Below are 17,055 nucleotides of genomic sequence, written 5' to 3'. Positions count from 1 at the left end.
TCATTTGCGCTTTACACAAAAACGAAAGGGACTAATCTTGTGAAGCAATTACCGTCCCCCTGATGCCCAGTTCATTCTGTTTCAATCAACTGACTCGGAATCAACCCATACTTATTTGCCTTGTTTAATGCCTCGGTTCGTGATTTAACCCCAAATTTATTGAAGATCCCTGTTAGGCAATACTCAACTGTTCGCTGACTTAGTATTAAATTTTCAGCAATTTCTCGATTGGTACTCCCCTTTGCAACCTCGACAAGGATTTGTTGTTCTCTCGTGTTCAAGGAGAAATCCTCCAACTCACTCCCCACCGGCTTGGCCTCTACCTTTTTTAACTGTTTTAAAAGTTGCAGTGGGATTACAACTTCATCTCTCATTGCACAACGAATTGATGTGATTAGTTGCTCCTTTGTTGCGGTTTTACTAATAAAGCCTTGCACGCCCGCTTCAATCATTAATGTAAAATGCGTACTTATTTCAAACCCAGTATAAATAAGAATGATTGCTTCTGGATGAGTAGCTAAAATATTCTTCGTTAAAACAAGCCCGTTCATTTCAGGCATATATAAATCTAAAATAAATACCTGGTATTTTTTAAAATCAATTGTTGTAACGAGACTAGGGTCTATGAAGTCTACCTTAAAGTCAGCTTCCTGTTCTAAGATAAGCTTCGTTCCTTCACCTATTGCAGGATGGTCATCCACGATTAATAAATTGATCATTTATATCACCTGCGCTTCTTTTGCTAATTTAAGAGGAAACATAATTTGAATAGAGGTCCCCTTGTTTTTTCCAGAATGGATGGAGCATGTCCCATCAAAGCTATACGCTCTTTCCTTCATACTAATCAGTCCAAGGGATTCTTTTTTTATATAATTACTATCAAACCCTACTCCATCATCGGTATAATCTAGTGAAAGAGTATCCCCCTCTTGAACTAATCTTAGTTGGATGGTCGAAGCCTTTGAATGTTTAACAGCATTATTCAATAGCTCTTGAAATATCCGATAAATATTCAAGCAAAAATCAACATCTTTCTCAATAGGTGCCTGATAATCACTATAAAAATCTACTATAATATCCGTTCGTAACTGAACCTTGTCAATAAGTTCTTCAAGAGATGCGCGAATTCCATTTTCAAGTAAGAAAGGAGGTCTTAGCTCATGACAAACCTCTCGAATAAGGGAGATATTATCAAGCAGCATCTCACGAACCATAGTCATTTCCTCTTTCATCTTCTTGGCGTCATCTGATCCTTCTAATTCCTCTAGTTTCCGATAAAGATAAATCGTTTCCTGCAAAATCGTATCATGTATATCCTTTGAAACCTTTATTCTTTCCTGTTCAGATAGAGAGAAGATGAATTTTGCAGCCCAAGAGGAGTTTCCTTTTTTGGAATCCTTTATTTCTCTTAATTCTGTTACTAGTTCGTCTATTTTCTTTATATTTTCTAAGGCTATATTTGTATGGTACGCAATAGCATTGAGCCATTCCTTCTCTTCACGATTCAGCTTCGTACCGTTTGGTTTAGGACTACTAGATAGGATGAGATGGTATTCGGCTATATCGTCAAGTTTTACAGTAAAAGCTTCTTTCTCCTGCAAGACAGTTCCTATCTCAGAGTGTTCTCCCACTCTAGGTATCTTTTTAACTGATGCTTCCTTTACGTTCAATACACTTTTCACTTCATCAGTAAGTGCCTTAAAGAGACGTTCTTCTGAATTTTCTTTCTTAATCATCTCCATATAACGATAGAGACTATATTGGTGAAAATTTTTACCAGAAGTAACACTCATTTTAAATTGGTAATGAAAGACATCTTTTATTAAATACAAAAAGATATTCAAAGCTAAGAACAAGATAACCATGAATTTGACTAAATTCATACCAGAATACGAATGATCGACTAGTAGAGTGATACTTACCATTGTTACGACCGTAAAAATGAAAGAAATGACAGCATTATAGCTTAGTCGGCTTATGACAAAATCAATATCGATAAATTGCTTAGCTAAAACAAGATAAACGATGGTAAGAGGAATCATTAAAATAAAGGAAGCCCCAAGTTCTCCCGAGATCAGTTCTTCACCACCAACTATTACTGGTATCATGTTTAAGAAGATAAAAGGAAAAAAGGCCAAGCTGAAGCCGATCAATAATATTTTAAAGTGTAATTTCACTTTAGGACTGTTTTGTTTTATGTAATTACGAATTAGTAGATAGATAATATAAAATACTTGGACGCCAAATAGTAGTAGGATTGCAGTAAGTGTACTACTATAAATCTGGTTAAAGTAAAAACTAGAAACAAATAAAGCGATCACAGCTACAGAAAGAGTAAGTATAACCATTACTATTTTCTTTTTTACAATTTCTAAGTTAAAACGAGACTCAAAATAACTTTTCAAATACAGAATAAAAAATACTGGCATTAACAACATAGAAGATATATTAAGAATCTTGCTTAAAATGTCATCACGGGCCGAACCACCGGCACTTAAATAAGTAATGCCAATCGAAATCATAAATAGGAGAAGATGAAAGGTTACATTGCTCTCATGTCTCCAGTAAACATAGAGACCAAGCGAAATACACAGTAGAAACACGACCAGTGGATATACTAGATGAATCATTAATTCTTTCACACTGGATTCATTACTAACAGTAAAGGTCTTACTCTCATTATTTTGTTCAATGCTTAGACTATTTATCTTTTCAACATTCCCAAACATTCGCAATGTATAGTGTTTCTCTGGATTTTCACCATTTAGCAAGAGGATTTTGTCTCCCTCTTTTATATCCGTTTCATAGGCCCAGCTATTTGGAAAAATTTTTGTAACTATATAGTTATTCTCAGCGTCCTTCTCTTTTGCACTAAGACCTATATAAGGATTTTGCGAGAGAAGAAAAACATAATAGAATAACAGAAAAGAGGAAACGACGAGGGTTGTATAAATAAACAACTTTTTATAGTTCAACACGATTTTTTCAATCCCTTAACAAGAAAGTGGTAGTTCTAAAGAAGTCTGTCTACCACTATAGTATACTATATTTAAAATGGAATTCTAGTTAAGGTGAGTAATTTAAGGGGCCGGAATATAATCCTCAATAAGTCTTCTATCACTTTCATCTATATTTAATTCCACAAGGTAACTCAACGCTATAAGTTGATGGAATTTGTGAACTATTTTAATATAATCGGTGACTCCCGAACATTTTACCTTTTCGACTAATTGTGGTAACTTCTGTTCAACGTAAACTTCACCTAGCTTTATAGCTGACATTACATCTTGTGACTCCTGATTTTGTCCTTGTGACAAATAATGAATTGGTAGCGTTCTGCTGGGCCAATTAAGTAAATCATTTTCATCATCTGTCCTTAAAATGTTCTCTAAGTCCTTATTTATCTGGGAAATGACTCCGATTTGTTCTGAATACTTTCGAACAGTTGTCAAGTCCTTCTCATCAGTCGTCCCACACAATGAGCCGATTACACTGGCAAGAGAAGTTAATTTTCCCGATTTTAAGCGAACACTTTCTATGTAATCCTTTTCTGAATGAACATTTTTCAGAGGCTTCCCACTACTATAATTTAAAAAGTGATTAAGAATTGCTCTTTTTACTTTAACGCGATTCTTTTCAGGCATTGGTATACTAGTAATCCAATTATTACACAATACCATTAACCCTACCTCATTATTAACCACAATTGAGTTAAATACTGGTATATTCATTTGTTTCTTATCTCTTAAATTGTCAATCATTTCATAGCACATGATGAAAAGTTCAACAATTGCAGCTATCTTATTATTATTAATAAACTTATCCTTCCCTTTAAAAATACGATAATGAAGGATAGCGAGCTCTCCAAAGATAAAATTTCTTTTACTATTTAAACACTCTTTTACTAGAAACTTAAATTGCTGGTGTAAGTTATCAACTTCAAGTAAATTCATCATCTCTTTCATTATTTGCTGTCTGTTTACATTATGCAATCTACTACCCCATCCCGAAATAAAAATGATTATAGGATAAGTGTAATAAAAGACATCTGACCTAGCACCGAAATCCGCATTTCGTTTTACCGCAAATTGTTGCGGGTAAAAACTCCTTTTGTTGATATACAATTTAAAGTTGCTTAAAACAATCCAAATCTACTAAAAGGATAAAATCTAATATATACCTCTCCTATAATATTTGAAATAGGGAATGGTCCCACTTCTGTGCTATCGAGGCTATTATTCCTGTTGTCACCCATAAGGTATATGGCATCTTTAGGTACAACTACCGGTTCAAAGGAAATCGTCATCTCTTCTAATATAAACGACTCTTCCAATTTCTCTCCATTTCGATAGATACTTCCATTTCTACTTTCAATAAGGTCACCTGGTAAGCCAATCACTCTTTTAATCCAAAAACTAGTTTCTGTGCTATTGTCATTAAAAAGCTTCACGAGAGGATTGTCTATTATCTCATCTTTCAATGACCTCTCTCTCTCAAGCCGACTATCCACGATCACGATATCACCATAATCTGGCTTAGCAAGTTTATTAATCAATACTCTATCCTGATTAGGCTCATTACCTTCAAGAGTTGGTTCCATAGACTCCCCATTGACTGCGTAATGTTGTGTGATAAAAGTGGAAATTAGGAAGATGACTATAACTGCTATAAGAATACTTTTTACCCAATCAAACACTTCTTTTACTAATTTATTCATAATAGTTATTTTACCTTTCAGTTTATAGATATTCGTTTCTAGTAATATCTTATATTATATTTACTATCTATTTCCATAAAAACGTTTAATCTATCTTTGGAAGTTATTATAAATGGGTTACATTAGCAATATACAAGCATCTTACTATCCTTTAAAATTAAAGTATCATAATCTGAATTGATTAACTTACTTACAAATACTTTTGAAGATAGGGATTATAATGATGAGAGAATCTAGAGAAACATATATCATGAATTCACATAAAAGATGTCTTTTTGAACACCAATTGAATCCTTATGAATTTTCTGCCCCTAAAGAAAAGCTTACCAAAAGTATGCTCGAGCAAAAGAAGGGTGAGATTGAAGATATTACTTCTGTAGCAAGAAAATTTATGACAAAATTAATATCTGATTTAGCTGGGACAGCTGTTTTGATCGTTATTACTAATCATGAAGGATATATTATAGAAATTTACGGAGATGAGACCATAAAAGGTCAGATTGAATCATTAGGCTTAACCACCGGAATTAAACTAAAGGAAGACGAAGCAGGAACCAACAGTATTGAAATGGCACTAAAAATGAGGGAACCTGTACAACTCTTTGGAACAGATCATTTCTTTCATTATTTACACGAAAGTGCTTGTTTTTCTGTACCATTTTATTCTTCAGATAAGATAAGTGGGACGATTTCGGTCATGATGGCCTTGCAACAGTCAAGTGCTTTCCATTTGGGATTACTGCGGTCTGCTGTAGATTCCATTGAACGTGAGGTTGAAGTAAAGAAGCAGAATAAGAAATTATTAGTTTTGAATCAGGTATTGATTGAGAACAGCCGAAACGGGATCATTATAACGAATGATGCAGGAAAAATAGTTGAGATAAATCCTTATGCTGAGACAACTTTAGCCTGTAAAAAAGAAGATATCCTCAATCGTCCAGTTACTGAGTTAATGGTTATTGGCGAATATATGGGCACTGTTTTACGAAACAAAAAAAAGTATGAAAACATTGAAATATCGATCTCAAAAAGGATTTTTATGTTTGACTCTTTTCCAATCTATGATGAATCCAACCAAATCATTGGTGTATTTGGTCAGTTTAGAGATATTACAGAAAGATTAGAATTAGAAAGACAACTGATGGTAAGTGAGAAATTATCAGCAATAGGAAAAATAAGTGCGGGACTTGCTCATGAAATTAGAAATCCCCTCACGTCAATCATAGGGTTATTAGATTTACTTAAAAGAAATTTAAAAACAGATGACCATAGACAAAATGAATATTTCAGAATCATCTTCAGTGAATTAGAAAGAATAAAAAATCTAGTTCAGCAATTTGTAATGATGGCTAAACCTGAACAAAAAGAAATCGTAAAGACTAGTGTTGGCATAAATGAACTAATTGAAGATATTTTGACGTTAATGGAAAATGAATGGAGAAGTAAAAACATAAAGATTCATTACCAAGCTCTTTATAAAGATAAAGTTTATATCGACAAGGATAAAATAAAACAGGTCTTTTTAAATATTCTTCAGAATTCCTTTGAAGCTGTGGACTTTAATGGGAACATATCAATTGTTATCCAGCAGAGTAAACTTGAAAACGGGATTGAAGTAATAATAAGTGATGATGGAATAGGTATGGATAAAGATATGTTAGAAAAACTATCTACTCCCTTTTATTCGACTAAAAAATATGGCTTAGGTCTAGGATTATCTATGAGCTACAATTTGATAGAGTTGCATAAGGGAAGAATAAACGCAGAAAGTGAAAAAGGAAAAGGTACAACATTTACTATATGGTTGCCGCAATCACACGATTGCAATGTTTCTAACCAATAAAAAACCACCTCGGTCAATGAACTGCACTTCTAATTATGCAGATCATTGATATCGGGTGGTTTCTTTTTTAAAACAACATCTATTCAAATATTTTCGTTATAAAGTTATGTTTGAGAAGTGTTCCTGAGAGACGTATATCCTGCAGCACTTTGTCATAACCTTCCCTACAATAGCTTACATCTATCTCTGAATTGGAAGTATTGTCTATACAGACACCATGTTCAAACACACCGTCATGTGAAGCTAGATAATCAAAGTCATCTGAGTAAAAGCTATATTTTGTTGTTTCATAAGCAAAGCCAACGATTTTCTCTTTATTCGCATCTAAACTTGTTCCTAGTTGTATTAGTGGTTGGTTGATTCCGAGCAATACAGAAAGTGTTGGATAAATATCCATTTGGCTTCCAACTGATGTGTGTAATTCACCTTCCGTTTGACCTGGATGATGAATAATGAGTGGTACTTTAAAGCTTTCCTTTTTATCAAAGACAACTCCTGTTAAATCATAGATTTCTTCAGCATCACTTGGCACTGGTCCATAATGGTCACCATACATGACGAAAATTGTTTCATCCCATAAGCCTTCTTCTTTAAGTTTTTCAATAAATATACCTAGAGCCTCATCAAAATAGCGTACACTTTGCAAGTAGTTTCCTGTAGGAGTATCTTCAAAGTGTCCGGGTAATTGAAGGTATTGATATTGTTCAGGTAAAATAAAAGGACGATGCAAGGTTAATGTAACAAAAAAATTATAAAAGGGCTTTTGTTCTTGCTTATAAATGTCAATCATTTGGGTAAACATGCTCTCGTCAGAGATTCCCAATCCTATTATCTCATCTGAACGAATGCTAGAGTGTTCACTATGGTAAAACTCTTCATATCCCTGGGCATCGTAAGCAGCGAGGCGATTCCAAAACTCAGGGAGGTTACCATGTGTCGCACTTGTCGAGTACCCATTTTCCTTTAGTACATTTCCCAAAGACAAATAGTGATTGTCTGGATATCGCTTATATACACCTAGATGACTCATAGGGTATAAAGAATTATTGGCTACAAATTCCGCATCAGATGTGTTCCCTCTTCCAATTTGTAAGAAGGTATTGGGGTAGTAATGACTTGTGTTTATCAATTCATCTATATTAGGTGTGATTGATTCTCCTTCAATCTTCAGACCCACCGGAAAGGTGTTAAGAGATTCGGCTTGCACAACAATTAAATTTTTCCCTTTATACTTCCCGAATTCCGGCAAACTCTTTTGTTCTTCGAACTTTTGTTCAAGCGCTCCCCTTACCTCTTTCAGTGTTTCCCCTTTAAGGAATGTTTCTGCTATATAAAATTTATCATAAAGTGTTCTAAAGACATCATTTACATGGGCTGGTACCACCCCTGTTAAGGATACTTTATATTGGTCCGAGTAGGTAAATTTAAAAGAAGTAAAAGAAATTACAAGTAGCAGGAGAATTCCTGGAAGTAACATATAACGCTTTGTTTTCACGACTGGCCGCTTTATTAAGAATAAAATAAGCAGGAGAATCGGAATATCAATGAAATATACAACATCACTCCAGGTTAACAACGAAAGAACAGAATCATGAACCGTTCTTAATTGTCCCGCTACTGCCACCAATTCAATTCGTAAGATCGCATGATAATACCTTTGATATACAACGTCTGCATAATGTAGGCATGAAACTAAAATATAAAAAATGGCAGCCATATAATTTGTGAACTTATGATTTGATAACAAGCCTACTGTTACTAATCCTATACTCAACGAGGATAATAACAGAAGGAGGATATGTGGTTCCATTTCCATTTCTCTAATGAAAATTAGTGTTTTAATTAACCACCCGAATGTGAAAAGAGCAATAAGTAACAGATATATACTTTTTTGTTTATTATCAAATGGGATCCTTAGCAATACATCACTTCCTAGACTTAATATTACGTTTTTGATTGTTCAAACCGTCCATGACAGTAATGACTGCTCAAAAAAACTTCTTACCATTAACTATTCCCTTTTATTCATATATCATAATCCCCTATTTAAAGTCACTGGTATATTCATACAAGGTTACTAATGGTAAGTATTAGTCAATAAATACTAAGGATATACAACAGCTCTGATCCACTTATAAAATAAAACCAAAAAGAACCATCTCATCCAGACTTGGAAATGGTTCTTGTGAAAAAGATATTATTTTAACGATAGTACTATTAAAAATGTAACCCCATCCTTTGAGTTTGAGTATAATTCAATTGTTCCCCCATGATTTTCTATTATTTGCTGAACAATTGTCAGTCCCAGTCCCGTACCAGTTTCTTTACAGGTAACGAAAGGTTCAAATAACTTTTCTTGTATCTCAACAGGTATCCCTGATCCAGTATCCTTTATAAAAAGGCAGTACTTATCATCTTCAATACAAGATTCAATCTTTATCTCACCAAACTCACCCATTGCTTCACAGCTATTTCTTATAAGATTGTATAGAACTTGAGTTATTTGTCTTGAATCTAGTAGCAATGGCTCAGGATGTAGTTTCACTTGAAATTGAATATTCTTAGTGTCTTGTGACTGATTATATAATGGTAAAATCTCGTTAAGTATATCCTCAATATAAGCTTCCTTCAATAAAGGTGCCCCAGGCTTTGCCAATAATAGCATATCGTCTACAATAGCATTCATCCTATCCAGTTCTTTCAACATAAGAGAAACTTGCCATTCTTTCGCTTCTGATTTTTCCTCTAAAACGGATAAAAAGCCACTGATAACGGTTAAGGGATTTCGGATTTCATGGGCCGCTCTTGCCACAACCCCTCGAAGAACAGCTTCCTTTTCGGACTCCCACATTCTCTTATTACGCTCTTCTTCTTCAGTAACATCAATAAAATGAAAAATTCTCCCCATTAAATGGTCATCGGATTTGATCATTGGTGATTGAGAAACGAGTAAAATACGATAACTACCATCTGAGCTTTTATATATTAATTTTACATTCTGAAACATTTCATCTGAGGATAAAAGATTCCAAAACACTTCATTCTCTTTCCCAGTCGGTTTATCGACTACTCTTTTCACATCATGACAATCTACTTGTAATATCTTTTTCGCTGACACATTCAGAGAATAGACAGAGTTTTTTGCTTCAAATGTAATAATTCCAACTGGTAAAGACTCTAAAATATACGTAAGTCTTTTTTTAACGTTTACTATTTTCTTATATCGTTTACTAGATCGTAGTAACAAAAGGGAAAAGGCTAAAACTGTGAAGGGGAAAATGATAGGAACTAAGATGGTGTAGGTTTCGAAAAGCATATTAATAAAAATGGCTAACAATACTAAGCAATCCAATTGATATTTCCTTCATATTTTGCCCCTCCAAAAAAACACATTTTTCTACATTTTACTCTATTTTTCATATCTCTGAATTTTTGGTTACAGGCCAAAATCCTTACATAATCACTCATTTACTCCTATTTTCTCTTGAATTTATAGTAAAATATAAATATAGGCATATTTTCTTATTGTTTGTAATAATATGTAATCTATTTAGGTATTTTAGCATTTGTGATAGTTGATGGAATGTTAACAACAACCAGAACAAAATTTCTAATTTAGTTTTACTATTACACTCTAACTCAGGAGAAAAACAAAATAAAAAGAACCATCTCTTCCATCTTTGGAAAACTGGTTCTTGTGCTTATTACGGTATAAAACATCTTTTTTCGTTTTCGTTTTTCTGGAACGCAAGTCAACAAGTGCAAAGGGACTTCTACTTAATTCAGGGTTTCTCCTACCTTCTCGTTCCATTTTTTTACGCAATTTTTTTGCATTTGATTTGGCCATCTTAAATCACCTCAATTTGGATTTATAAAGATATTATAAGGCTTTTTTGGAAAAAGAAAAAGACACTTCATACAGTTGGGTTGGTAATATTTCAAAAAAGACGGTACCAGTATTCCTCTTCAACATTGAAACACTAGCACACGTTTCTTGTGTTTGCTTCGTTTAGCGAAACAAACAAACACGAGATCAGTCCCCGTGTTCCGCCCAATGTCACATTCCAAAAAAAAAGCGAGTTTTCACTATCAAAAGTGAGAACTCGCTTTTTTTGTTTAAATCAACACGGTGGGAAGTTGGACCCTTCCCTCGGTCTCAGTTAAGAACCTATTACAGTCTTCTAATTTTAGAGGTCGACTCATAAGATAACCTTGTACTTCATCACAATCTATGCTTTTAAGAAATGCTTTTTGATTTTCTGTTTCTACACCTTCTGCAATGACTTTAAAGTTTAATCCTTTAGCCATCATTACAATTAGTTTCACAATTGTGTCATTTTTATTGCTAGTATTCAATAAAGAAATAAAAGAGCGATCGATTTTTATCCGGTCGATTGGTAGCTTACTCATGTATTGCAACGAAGAATACCCCGTTCCAAAATCGTCCATGGCAATGTGAAAGCCCATTTCTTTTAATTTAGATAACTTTGAAATTGTATTTTCTATAAAACCTATGGCAACACTTTCGGTAATTTCTAATTCAATACAAGTTGCCTTTGCTTCCGTTTCTGCAAGAATCTTAGCAACTGAATCAATAAAATCACTCTGTTGAAATTGTAATGAAGAAATATTTACAGCAATTCTTATTCTAGCAAAACCTTGCTTTTCCCATACGACAGATTGTTTACAGGCTTCCCTTAAAACCCATTCTCCTATTGGAAGAATCAATCCTGTTTCCTCTGCGATTGGTATAAAGTCTGATGGGGGAACATATCCTTGGCTTGCAGTATTCCATCTAAGTAAGGCTTCCATTCCTATTAACTGGCCCTTCTCTAACATAAACTGAGGCTGATAGTGCAATTCAAACTCTTCCCTCTCAATCGCTTTCCTTAAGGAATTTTCTATCGTTAATTGAGATTCATTATCCATTGATTCATTATATATCGTATAGTGGTTCTTTCCACTGTCCTTTACTTTGTACATTGCAGTATCTGCTTTCATAAGGAGGGCTTCAAAGTTCTCTCCATGATCTGGATAAATCGAAACTCCTATACTAGGTGTGATATGTAAATCAACACCTTGAATATCATAAACTTCTCGAAGGACATTTAATATCACATTCACTTTTTTATCGATCTTAGCGTGGTTGACGTTTTCAAGTAATACCGCAAATTCATCACCACCGATGCGACAAACTAGCTCATTTGGTTGCTTAATATCAGTTAGCCTATTACCTACTTCTTTTAATAATAAGTCTCCGTATGAATGTCCGAGACTATCATTAATTTGTTTAAAACGATCTAAGTCTAGTAAAAGGAATGCTATTTTTTTCCCTTTCTTAGGATTAGCATTTACGATTGCTTGCCTCAACCTTTTTTCGATATATCGTCTATTAGGTAGACCCGTCACGACATCATGGAAGGCAAGATGCTCCATTGTATTAATCGTTTCTACTAACCGATCTGTTCTCTCTTTAACTTTTACCTCTAATGCTTCATTAAGGTTATTAAGATCAGTTACTAATTTATCATTGTCTAGTAGTGTAAACACCTGTCTTAGTATAACGAGTAAGATACTTATGAATAAGCCTACTATAATAGGTGTACTATGGCTAATTTCAGAAATAACATAAATGGACAGTAATATAACACCTACGTAAGGAAAGCTGTGCTTTACAAAAAGACTTCGTTTAGTACCTATATTCACGAAAGTCATACTTCCCTGCTTTGATAATGATTCCTGGTGAAGCCCTGCTAAACCGATGACAAAAAGAGAAAGAATCCATAGTGGCTCAGATAGACTTCCCACAGAATAAATATTTTTTACAGTTAAGTATGAAAAATTCAAATCAGCTATAACTTGAATTAATAGTCCAGCAACCAATAGATAAGAAGTACTCTTCGTAAAAAATGTATTGGAAGCGATAATAAGACTTAGAACACCCGCTAAAACACCTAAATCAAACACTGGGTATAGTAAATCGATAATAGAAAAAGCATGTTTAGCATTAGTAAGTAAAGGACCCATGATAAAATGTGAAATAAAGGTTGCTGCTACTGACATTACGATTAGTATGTCAAATAAAAAACGTATAGTTAGTAAATTATTTTTCTTCATGACATTCATCATGAATAACAGCGCTAAAAAATAGAACACATTCTGAAAGATCCAAAATACCTTTGGAAGAAGAGCTAACTCAGCAGAAACGTCCAATGTAATAAAGTAATAAAATGCCCATACCAATATACCCATTAAATAGCTTAAAATACCTAATGCTAGAAAAAGCCAAAACTTCCTTGCCTTCCCTTTGTCTTTATTAAAAGTGATCACTAGCCAACTAAAGGCTGTGACGCAAGCAACGATTTGGAATAATGCAATGCCCCAGTCCAAATACAATTGGTTCGTTTCAAATAAATAGTTCCATATAAGATTTAGCACGATAAAACTAGCTATAAATATGTATGCAACTTTCTTGTCATTAAACATAGCTTTCTCCTAACTATTAATAAGGGGTCTTTCGTATTCTAATTCAACGTTAACCAACCGCTGATAATTATCTTTTGCTGAGTAGATAGCGCGCGGGTACATAATGGTAGGTATAACATGGTCTCCTTTATAATAGATTGGGTCCCCTACAGACTCTAATGGGATCTTATAGACATTTTTTAGGGCCTTATAAAAAATTCTTTCTAAAAGAACAACACAATATTCGATTCCTTTAGACTCTGTATAACTCACATATAACTTAATTAACCTCTCAAGATTTTTCCCACGATATTGCTTCAGTATAGCAACCTTGTCTATCTCTACTACTTTTTCTGGATTAGTAACAATACTAGCTATCTCATTAAAAGGAAACACAGTATTTATGTTATTTTCATTACTAATAGTATAAGGTTTAAATTCGATTGTACCAACATTTGTTTTATCTGTATTCTGAATAATATATTTATCCGATTTGTCTGAAGAGGGGTCTAGCATATAGCCTTTTTCAAGCCAACAATCCATCCATATTTGATTAAATGAATTTAAATCTGCTATTTTTTCTACTTTAATAAAAATGGCCTACACTCCCAATCCTGTTAATTTATAAATCTATTAAGACTTAACTTTTCCTGAATAAGACATTCAATAAAATGCTTTTATATATGTATATGGATAAACTTTAACTTTTGTGGATTATATAGGGATGTTATTATTTATACTAATTACTATTATAACAAACAAACGGACTATAAAATAACAAAGTTATACAAATTATTCATTTATTATACATTTTTCCCTATTATATCCTTTGAGAGTTCTTGCTCACGGACATAGCTTTTATGAAAAGTTCACATTTGTCTTTGATATCGCTTTTCAGAGACAATTCCCTCATCACACAGTTCAAAAGTGTCCTTGATAGCGCTCCTCAAAGACATTTCCCTCATCATACAATTCAAAAGTGTCCTTGATATCACTCCTCAAAGACATATCCCTCATCACACAGTTCAAAAGTGTCCTTGATATCGCTCCTCAAAGACATCTCCCTCTACATATACTTCAAAAGTGTCCTTGATATATTAAAACCCTTGATTTACTAGATATTCCACCATTACCAGTTATCTTTACTATATCCTCACTTAATATTTCCATAGTCTAATAGAAGAGTAATTTTTTAAGGAGGAATTTTAGTGGGGAGAAAAAATATTTATCTGTCTATTGTAGTGATGCTACTTTTATCTATAGTTTCACCCATTCAATCAAGTGCATCTTCAAATGTGGAAAGACTGATCACAGAGGCTGAGAAGCATGCCGGTGCCCTTAAATGGCAAATTTCCGTAGAACATACGAAGGAAATTAAATATCCAGATATGAAAATCTTTAACCAGACAAAGGATGCCTACATAAAAGCAAAAGCAGCTGCTGGGCAGTTGACTGGTTCAGAAAAAACGAAATTAGAAACACGCCTAGAAAACAACGCGGGTATTCATTATAAGCGTGCAATGGGGTACATTGATGCCATTACATCTGGAAAGAAAATTGTAAATAAAGCAGATGAGTATGCAATACTTTATGCAAATGACCCTATAGGTGAGGTTACAGAGCAAGCCTACCATGATTTGTCAGCGGAAATTAGAAAACAAGCCATCCTTCTATATCGAGTGTATGGTTATTCAACAAGACAAGCCATCTTAAGCACGTTCAAAACGCCTGGTGAAACAGAATTGGAAAAAACGAAGTACGGTGTCTCTGCAAAAATGAAGTTAGATGAGGTAGAAGATCAGATTAACAGGAGAGTTTGGCATGAAAACATTGACCCTTCTATTGAACAATTCTTTATCTTACTAAATGAGGTAGAAACAGAAGTAGCTGGCCAGGCATTGTATGAAAGATACTATTATATGATGAGAAATGTAACATCTTTTATTATTCAAGAACATGAAATTACGGAAATGATCAATGCTTCAAATGAGGCGTACAATAACAAGGATTTAGAAGATTTTTCAGCTACTATTCATTCTGAATATCCAAACAGAGAAGAGTATCTTCAAAACGTTAGTGAGATGTTTAAAACTTATGATATCCACTATGAAACAGTCGAAGTAGAATTAATCTCTTATCTTTATCATGAAGCAGTTGTGAGACATGTTGAAACGGTGAAGAATCTTAATCAAGCAGACTTTACAGATTCCATTAGTGAAAAGATTTATATTATTAAACTTGAGGATAATCAGTGGAAGTATGTGGATGGGTTTTTAGTTGAATCTAGTCCACTAATTCAATAAATGTTGAACAGGGGAAGGACAAAATGTCCTTCCTTTTTAAAGTATATACACCTGTAAGCGTCTCCGTTTCCCCTACCCTTAATTGGAAATCGGTGTTTTCTTTTCCTAAATGTAGTTAGGATGTCTCCAATTAGCAGATAGCTGGAAAAATCAAGGTAATAGTAGTTCCCACATTTTCTTCACTTTCCACCTGTATCTTTCCATTATGATTTTCGATGATTTTGTAACTTACCATAAGTCCTAGTCCGTTCCCATTTTCCTTCGTGGTAAAGAAGGGTTCTCTTAGTTTCATAAGATTCTCTTCAGGTATCCCTATTCCCTCATCTTTAAAATGAATAAACACCTCCGTATCCGTCACAGAAACTGATATAGAGATAATCCCTCCCTGAGGCATGGCTTCAATTGAATTTTTCACTAAATTGAGGAAGACTTGCTTCATTAGGTTTTCTTCACAATCTATCTTTATATTAGAAGCTTCACATTTGATTGATAGTCTAACTTTATTGCTAGTTAGTTCTGATTCTAGAAGCTTGACAACCTTATTTATAATTGGAAGTAAAGCTGTTGGTTTTCGTTCAATAACGTGGGGCTTCGATAAGACCATGAACTCCCCTACCATAAAGTTAATTCGGTCAATCTCCTCATTGATAAGCTGAAAATATTCCATCTTTTTAAGATCATCCTCATAACGCGATAAAAATTGGATAAAACCCTTTATCGTAGTTAATGGATTTCTGATTTCATGTGCAATACCTGCGGACAGGTCTCCAATAGCCGATAATTTTTCGGACCTAAATAATAAGTCTTCTGCTTTTTTGCGCGCAGTAATGTCATGCCAAATGGACACAAATTGATAAGGTTTTCCTGAGTCATCCAAAATCGGAACAATGGTTGTTGAAACCCAATAACAACTACCATCTTTCGCTTTGTTTTTAATATCGCCCTTCCAGACATTCCCTTGACTAATCGTAGTCCAAAGATCCTTAAAGAATTCCTTTGAATGATAATTAGAGTTAAAAACTCGAAAGTCACTACCAAGTAAGTCCTCACGGCTAAACCTTGATAGTTTACAAAACATATCACTCACAAATGTAATTTTACCTACAGTGTCTGAGATCACCATAATAGAAGATTCCGTGAGTAGCTGCTTAATATCTAACAACGTATTATTATTTGAAAATGTTAGCTGTTCTAGCATTTTCTTTACTGTTTCTTCTGTTTGTTTCCGATTGGTTATATCTGTTTGAATAGATACATATTGATGTGGCTCTCCTGCTTCGTTAAGAAAAGGTACAATGGTTGCATACACCCAGAAATAGGTTCCGTCCTTTGCTTTATTCTTGATTTCCCCTTTCCACACCTCTCCCCGACGAATGGTATTCCAGAGATCTTTAAAAAACTCATCTGTATGGTGATTAGCAATTACCTTCCGTTGACTTTGTCCAATTAATTCATCTTGGTCATACTTAGATTTTTCATAAAACATTTCATTTGCATATGTAATCAAACCTGTTTTATCTGTAATTGTAATAATAGTTGTGGTATCTACTGCCGTAATAATCTCAGCTAATGACTTAATAGAACTCGTCTTGTACACTTGTCAACCTTCCTTTAGTAACCATTAATGACTTATATAATGTCTATAATTTTACCTGATGAATTCTATCTTCAGTTAAAATCCGTTAATATTGGGATAAGATTTCCTTATGATGAGATTTTGTCCCAAA

Annotated in this window: 11 protein-coding genes; 2 read left to right on the top strand and 9 right to left on the bottom strand. The window is 33.9% G+C overall.

The genetic code is table 11. The annotated features are described in order from the left end of the window. Positions 1–71: 71 nt before the first annotated feature. The 4 genes from J2Z26_RS15265 to lepB all read right to left on the bottom strand — a co-directional run bounded on the left by J2Z26_RS15265 (position 72) and on the right by lepB (position 4,717). The gene (locus tag J2Z26_RS15265; RefSeq protein ID WP_193534656.1) at positions 72–719 is read right to left on the bottom strand and encodes a response regulator transcription factor; all 648 of its coding nucleotides are present in this window, start codon (positions 717–719) and stop codon (positions 72–74) included. Then, positions 720–2,978 (bottom strand): ATP-binding protein, encoded by a 2,259-nt coding sequence (locus tag J2Z26_RS15260; RefSeq protein WP_209794374.1) that lies wholly within the window; start codon positions 2,976–2,978, stop codon positions 720–722. It lies immediately after the preceding gene. Positions 2,979–3,080: 102 nt separating this feature from the next. Further along, positions 3,081–3,992, bottom strand: coding sequence for a polyprenyl synthetase family protein (locus J2Z26_RS15255; protein ID WP_209794372.1), 912 nt, complete (start codon positions 3,990–3,992; stop codon positions 3,081–3,083). A 143-nt stretch (positions 3,993–4,135) separates the two neighbouring features. Next, on the bottom strand, positions 4,136–4,717 hold the full coding sequence (gene lepB, locus J2Z26_RS15250) for a signal peptidase I (protein ID WP_193534659.1): 582 nt from the start codon (positions 4,715–4,717) through the stop codon (positions 4,136–4,138). 223 nt (positions 4,718–4,940) lie between these two features. On the opposite strand from lepB, the gene J2Z26_RS15245 reads away from it, so the two are divergent. Continuing rightward, positions 4,941–6,560, top strand: a complete 1,620-nt coding sequence (locus tag J2Z26_RS15245) for an ATP-binding protein (RefSeq protein WP_193534660.1) — start codon at positions 4,941–4,943, stop codon at positions 6,558–6,560. A gap of 79 nt (positions 6,561–6,639) precedes the next feature. On the opposite strand, the gene J2Z26_RS15240 is transcribed toward J2Z26_RS15245, so the two are convergent. The 4 genes from J2Z26_RS15240 to J2Z26_RS15225 form a co-directional block, all read right to left on the bottom strand. Further along, complete coding sequence (locus J2Z26_RS15240) at positions 6,640–8,481, bottom strand: LTA synthase family protein (protein ID WP_209794369.1); 1,842 nt, start codon at positions 8,479–8,481, stop codon at positions 6,640–6,642. Positions 8,482–8,757: 276 nt separating this feature from the next. After that, positions 8,758–9,912 carry a two-component system sensor histidine kinase NtrB gene (locus tag J2Z26_RS15235; RefSeq protein WP_193534662.1) on the bottom strand — a complete coding sequence of 385 codons (1,155 nt, stop codon included), beginning with the start codon at positions 9,910–9,912 and terminating at the stop codon, positions 8,758–8,760. A 764-nt stretch (positions 9,913–10,676) separates the two neighbouring features. Beyond that, positions 10,677–13,046, bottom strand: coding sequence for a putative bifunctional diguanylate cyclase/phosphodiesterase (locus J2Z26_RS15230; protein WP_193534663.1), 2,370 nt, complete (start codon positions 13,044–13,046; stop codon positions 10,677–10,679). Between the two features lie 9 nt (positions 13,047–13,055). Next, a complete protein-coding gene (locus J2Z26_RS15225; RefSeq protein ID WP_193534664.1) occupies positions 13,056–13,568 on the bottom strand; it encodes a hypothetical protein in 513 nt (170 codons plus the stop codon). A 665-nt stretch (positions 13,569–14,233) separates the two neighbouring features. Here J2Z26_RS15225 and J2Z26_RS15220 point away from each other — a divergent pair. Continuing rightward, positions 14,234–15,328 (top strand): hypothetical protein, encoded by a 1,095-nt coding sequence (locus J2Z26_RS15220; RefSeq protein WP_193534665.1) that lies wholly within the window; start codon positions 14,234–14,236, stop codon positions 15,326–15,328. Positions 15,329–15,458: 130 nt separating this feature from the next. On the opposite strand, the gene J2Z26_RS22430 is transcribed toward J2Z26_RS15220, so the two are convergent. Further along, positions 15,459–16,925: a PAS domain-containing protein gene (locus J2Z26_RS22430; protein ID WP_193534666.1), complete on the bottom strand. Its 1,467-nt coding sequence runs from the start codon at positions 16,923–16,925 to the stop codon at positions 15,459–15,461. Positions 16,926–17,055: the final 130 nt, after the last annotated feature.

The sequence above is a fragment of the Cytobacillus luteolus genome, from assembly GCF_017873715.1.
Classification (GTDB): domain Bacteria; phylum Bacillota; class Bacilli; order Bacillales; family Bacillaceae_L; genus Bacillus_BV; species Bacillus_BV luteola.
This window is presented reverse-complemented; position numbering and strand designations above follow the sequence as displayed.